The sequence below is a fragment of the Streptomyces sp. NPDC017676 genome, from assembly GCF_044329325.1.
In the GTDB taxonomy this organism is placed as follows: Bacteria; Actinomycetota; Actinomycetes; order Streptomycetales; family Streptomycetaceae; genus Streptomyces.
In genome coordinates, this window is the sequence record NZ_JBIRJA010000023.1 from 58,210 (window position 1) to 63,786 (window position 5,577).

At 74.3% G+C, this 5,577-nt stretch carries 4 protein-coding genes; all 4 read left to right on the forward strand.

Translation table 11 applies throughout. From position 1 onward, the window contains the following. The first annotated feature begins 289 nt into the window (after positions 1 to 289). The 4 genes from ACH4LD_RS37220 to ACH4LD_RS37235 are packed head-to-tail and all read left to right on the forward strand — an operon-like array spanning position 290 to position 5,569. The gene (locus tag ACH4LD_RS37220) at positions 290 to 1,981 is read left to right on the forward strand and encodes a fatty acyl-AMP ligase (protein ID WP_398058662.1); all 1,692 of its coding nucleotides are present in this window, start codon (positions 290 to 292) and stop codon (positions 1,979 to 1,981) included. Then, positions 1,978 to 3,621, forward strand: a complete 1,644-nt coding sequence (locus tag ACH4LD_RS37225; protein ID WP_398058661.1) for an acyl-CoA dehydrogenase — start codon at positions 1,978 to 1,980, stop codon at positions 3,619 to 3,621. Before ACH4LD_RS37220 ends, ACH4LD_RS37225 begins: the two co-directional genes overlap by 4 nt. Beyond that, positions 3,618 to 5,318: an acyl-CoA dehydrogenase family protein gene (locus ACH4LD_RS37230; protein ID WP_398058660.1), complete on the forward strand. Its 1,701-nt coding sequence runs from the start codon at positions 3,618 to 3,620 to the stop codon at positions 5,316 to 5,318. The genes ACH4LD_RS37225 and ACH4LD_RS37230 overlap by 4 nt, the downstream gene beginning before the upstream one ends. Beyond that, positions 5,315 to 5,569 (forward strand): acyl carrier protein, encoded by a 255-nt coding sequence (locus tag ACH4LD_RS37235; RefSeq protein WP_132787887.1) that lies wholly within the window; start codon positions 5,315 to 5,317, stop codon positions 5,567 to 5,569. Before ACH4LD_RS37230 ends, ACH4LD_RS37235 begins: the two co-directional genes overlap by 4 nt. Positions 5,570 to 5,577: the final 8 nt, after the last annotated feature.

Below are 5,577 nucleotides of genomic sequence, written 5' to 3' on the forward strand. Positions count from 1 at the left end.
TGCAGAAACGTGGTGCGGCCGGAACGTAGCAGGTTCCTTCCGGAAGGTGCAACCTGCATGTGATGCGAAGTCGCCTGGTGCGGAGACTAGTGATTTCCCTAGTTCCTCTCTGCTTAGTCTCCAGTCGCTGGTTCCGGCGTGATTCCGGGTGCCGGCACGGTCAGTGGACCTTTCCGAACATCTGGGTGGTGCTTTTCGCGTGAATGGCGCTCTGGCGTCCGGTGCCGACCTCGTGTCCGTTCTCAGGGGACGCGTGGGGAACGCTCCGGACAGGGATGCGGTCACCTTCGTGAGGGATCCGCGGGCCCGGGACCACGACTCCCTCTCCTTCGCGGAGCTGGACGCACGGGCCCGGGGGACCGCCGTGTGGCTGGCCGGGCGCACCGAGCCCGGTGACCGGGTCCTGCTGCTGTACTCGCCGGGCGTCGAGTTCACCGCCGCGTTCTTCGGGTGCCTGTACGCCGGGCTGATCGCGGTCCCCGGCCCGCTGCCCGGACGCTACCGGCACGAGCGCCGGCGGCTCGCCCGGATCGCCCGGGACGCCCGGGCCACCGTCGTGCTGAGCGACCGGCGCGGGCTGCCGGAGGTCGAGAAGTGGGCCGCCGACGAGGGCCTCACCGACCTGCTCCCGCACGCGACCGACGGGACGGACGGCGCCCCCGGCGCCTGGCGTCCCCGGGTGCCCACCGACCCCGACGCCCTCGCCCTGCTCCAGTACACCTCCGGCTCCACCGGCAGCCCCAAGGGCGTCATGGTCCGGCACCGCGACCTGCTGACCAACGCCGACGCCGTGGCGCGCTCGCTCGGACTGCGGCCGGGCCACCGCCTCGGCGGCTGGATACCCCTCTACCACGACATGGGCCTGATCGGCCTGATGCTGCCCGGCGTCCTGCGCTGCGCCGGCTACGTCCAGATGGACCCCATGACGTTCCTGCGCCGCCCGCACCAGTGGCTCCTGATGCTGGACGCCTACGACGTCAACGGCACCGCCGCACCCGACTTCGGCTACGACCTGTGCCTGCGCCGGGTCACCGACGAACAGCTCGCCGGCCTCGACCTGTCCCGGGTGCACGCCGCCGTCGACGGCTCCGAACCGGTCCGCGCCGACACCGTCACCGGCTTCGCGGCACGCTTCGCCGCCGCCGGGTTCCCGTCCGACGCGCTCGTCCCCATGTACGGGCTCGCCGAGTCGACGCTGCTGGTCGCCGGCAGCGGCGGTCGCCCGCCGTTCGTGGCCGGCGCGGACACGGCCGCGCTGGAGGGCAACGTCCTGCGGCGTGCCGCACCCGGCGTGCCCGCCCGGCACCTGGTGGGCTGCGGCACGAGCATCGGCCCGCAGGTCCGCGTCGTGGACCCGGACACCCGCGAGGTGCTGCCCGACGGCCGAGTCGGGGAGATCTGGCTGCGCGGACCGAGCGTGACCGCAGGCTACTGGGGCAACAGCGAGGCCACGAAGGCCGCGTTCGGCGCCGTCACCTCCGACGGACAGGGCCCCTTCCTGCGCACCGGCGACCTCGGCGGAGTGCTGGACGGCGACCTGTTCGTCACCGGCCGCCGCAAGGACGTCCTGGTCCTGCACGGCCGCAACATCCACCCGCAGGACATCGAGGCCGAACTCCGCGCGCAGCACGAGGAGCTGGGCGGTCTGCACGGTGCCGCCTTCGCCGTCGCATGGGACGACGGCACCGGCCCCCGGGAGTCGGTCGTCGTCCTGCACGAGATCAGGGGGCACTGGGGCACCGAGCGGATGACCGGGCTGGCCGCGGCCATGAAGCTGACCGTCGCCCGGGAGTTCGGCGTACCGGTCGCCGCGGTCCTACTGCTCCGGCCCGGCGGCATCCGCCGTACCACCAGCGGCAAGGTGGAGCGTTCGGCGATGCGCGCACGCTATCTGGAGCGCGCCCTCGACCCTCTGCTCCTCAGCGAGGACCCCCACCTGACCGCGGCCCTCGCCGCACGCGCGCCCGAGGAGGCGCGGTGATCGGGGCGGCCGCACTCGAAGAGATCCTCGCCGGGCACGCGTCGGGTGCCTGGGACGTGGAGACGCTGGCAGCGCTCGACGCCCGCGAGGAGTTCCCCGCCGACGCCGTCGCGGTGCTGGACGCCGCCGGGCTGTCCGCCGGCTACGTCCTCACCCCCGGCAGCGACTTCCCCGCACTGGTCGGACTGATCCGGACCGTCGCCCGGCGCGACCTCACGGTGGCCATCGCGCACGGCAAGACCTTCCTCGGGTCCGTACCCGTGTGGATCGCCGGCTCGCCCGCGCAGACCCGCGAGCTCGCGGAGCGGGTCCGCGCGGGGGACCCCGTGTGCTGGGGGCTGACCGAACGCGACCACGGCAGCGACCTCCTGGCGGGTGAACTCGCCGCCACCGAGGAGGCGAACGGCGACTGGCGGCTCGACGGCGAGAAGTGGCTGATCAACAACGCCGGCCGGGCCCGGTTCGGCTGTGTGCTCGCGCGCACCGACCCCGCCGGCGGCAGCCGCGGTTTCAGCCTCTTCCTCGTCGACCGCGCGCACCTGCCGCCCGACGCCTGGCAGGTGCTCCCCAAGGTCCGCACGCACGGCATCCGGGGCGCCGACATCAGCGGCTTCGTCCTGCGCGGCGCCCGGGTCCCCGCCGACGCGCTGATCGGCCGCCCCGGCGACGGCATCGCCACCGTCCTGAAGTCCCTCCAGCTCACCCGCACCGCCTGCGTCGGGCTCTCACTGGGCGCCGCCGACCACGCCCTGCGGCTCGCCCGGGACTTCACCACCCACCGTGAACTCTACGGACGCCGGCTCGGCTCCCTGCCGCACGTCCGCCGGACCCTCGGCCGGGCCGCCGCCGCCGTGCTCACCGCGGAGGCCGTGGGCATCCTGGCCACCCGCTCGGTGCACGCCCTGCCCGGTGAGCTCTCCGTCACCTCCGCCATCGCCAAGGCGTACGTGCCCACCACCGTCCAGGACACGCTCGGCCGGCTCGGCGAGGTCCTCGGCGTGCGCGGCTTCCTCACTTCCCCGCCCGGCGGCGGCTTCGCCAAGCTGGAGCGCGACCACCGCATCTGCGCCATCTTCGACGGCAGCACGGTCGTCAACCGTACGGCGCTGCTCACCCAGATGCCCCGGCTCGGACGGCTGCTGCGGCGGGGCGCTCACGACACCGCGGGAGTACGCGCCGCGGCCGACCCCGCCGCGGCGCCCGCCCCGTTCGACCCGGCCCGGCTCACCCTCGTCTCGGCCACCGGGTGCAGCGTCGTACAGAGCCTGCCCGCCACCGTCGAGGAGATCCGCGCGCGAGGGAACCCACGACTGACCGCACTCGCCGAGGCCGTGCTGGAACGCGGCCGCGAACTGGCGGCGGAACTCGCGGACTTCGTCCCGGTCGGCGGCGGACTCCCCAGCACCGCGTTCACCCTCGCCGAACGCTACGAGCGCCTGTACGCGGCCTCCGCCTGCCTCCACCTGTTCCTCAGCCGGTACGGCCACCGCGCCGGGGACCCGGACGAGGACACCCACCGCCTGCGCGCCTGCCTCGCCCACCTGCTCGACCTGCCGGACGACCCGGCCTACGACGAGCTGGCCCAGACCCTCACCGACTGGACCGGACCCGGCTTCAGCCTCCTGGACGGTGCCCCGTGACCCCTCTCGTCCCCGAGCGCACCGCGGCCCTCGACCGCCTCCTCGGCGACCCCGCGGACCCGGCCAACCCCGTCGGGATCCGCGCGGTCCTCGACGCCGACGAACGCGGGGAGACGCCGGCGGCCGGCGAACAGGCCCTCGACGCCTACGGCCTCAACGCGGAGTTCGTACCGCCCGAGTACGGCGGCCGGCTCACCCGGGCCGACCACCTCGTGGAGGTGATGCGCACCGTCTACCGCCGCGACCCCGTGCTCGGACTCGGCTACGGCGCCAGCTCGTTCATCGCCGGCGTCAACGTCTGGACCGCCGGGGACACCGCACAGGCCGCGCGGGTCGCCGACCTGCTGCTCGGCGGCCACAAGGTCGCGGTGGCCTTCCACGAACTCGCCCACGGCAACGACATGGCCGGCACCGAGTTCACCGCGGCGGCCGACGGCGATCACCTGCGGCTGAGCGGGCGCAAGGAGGTCGTCACCAACATCAGCCGGGCACAGGCCCTGGTCGTCCTCGCCCGGACCGACCCCCGGCCGGGCCCCCGCAGCCACTCCCTCGTACTGGTCGACCGCACCGCCCTGCCCGGCGACGGCATCCGCGACCTGCCCCGGTTCGGCACCACCGGCATGCGCGGTCTCCAGCTCGGCGGTCTGGAGTTCGACGGGGTGCGCGTGCCCCGCCCGGCGGTCCTCGGACCGGTCGGCAGCGGACTGGAGACCGCTCTCAAGGCACTCCAGATCACCCGCACCACCCTGCCCGCCATGGCCTCCGGGGTGCTGGACACCGCCCTGCGGACCGCCGTCGACCACCTCTCGTCCCGCGTCCTGTACGGCGGCGCAGCCATCGGCATCCCGCACGTCCGCTCCGTGCTGGCCGGCGTCCTGGCCGACCTGCTGCGGGCCGAGGCGGTCGGCGCGGTCGGCACCCGCGCCCTGCACCTGGTGCCGCGGTCCGCGAGCGTCTACTCGGCCGTGGTCAAGTACACGGTGTCCAAGCTGCTGCTGGACGCCGTGGACCGGCTCGCCGAACTGCTCGGCGCCCACTTCTACCTGCGCGAGGGACCGAGCGCGATCTTCCAGAAGCTGCTGCGCGACCTGGCGCCGGTGGGCTTCGGGCACATCGCCCGGGCCGCCTGCCAGATGAGCCTGCTGCCCCAGCTCCCGCTGCTCGCCAGACGCTCCTGGGCCGACGGCGCCCCCGCCCCGGACGCACTGTTCGCCCTGGACGCGGATCTGCCGGCGCTGCGCTACGACCGGCTGGCCCTGCACGCCGGGGGCCGCGACCCCCTCGCGGCCTCGCTGGCAGCGGCACTGGACGGGCCCTGGGACGGCCCCGGCCGGCCCCTGCGGGCGGCCTTCGAGGCGGACCTGGCCGAACTCGGCCACCTCGCCCGCGCCTGCGCCGCGCTGCCCGTGACGGAATGCGGCGTCGACGCCTCTCCCGCCACCTACGACCTGGCCGACCGGTACAGCACGCTGCTCACCCGCGTCTGCTGCCTCCAGGTCCAGCGCCACGCCACCGACCCCTTCCTGGCCGACCCCGCCTGGGTGCTGGCCGCCGTCCACCGCACCCGCCGGCCCTCCCCGCTCCCCGGCCCGGTCGAGGACGCGCTCCTCGACGAACTCCTCGCCCGCCACCGCGATCACCGCTCCTTCGGCCTCGCCGCCCGCCCGCTGCTCCACCGAGAAGAGAACACACGATGAGTACTGGCACCCAAGACGTCCGCGCCTGGCTGACCGAGCGGGTGGCGACCTACCTGCGCCGCACGCCCGAGGAGATCGACACCACCCTGCCGCTGTCCGAGTACGGGCTGGACTCGCTCACCGCGCTGGCCGTCTCCGCCGACATCGAGGACGAGTTCGGCCTCGTACTGCCGCCCGAGACGACCTGGGACCACCCCACCATCGACCAGCTCGGCGTGGCGATCACCGCCCTCATCGAGGAGAAGGCCTGACCGTGGAG

Excerpts from the sequence above, each read along its gene's own strand:
- ACH4LD_RS37235 (WP_132787887.1), top strand. The coding sequence starts at position 5,315 with ATGAGTACTGGCACCCAAGACGTCCGCGCCTGGCTGACCGAGCGGGTG.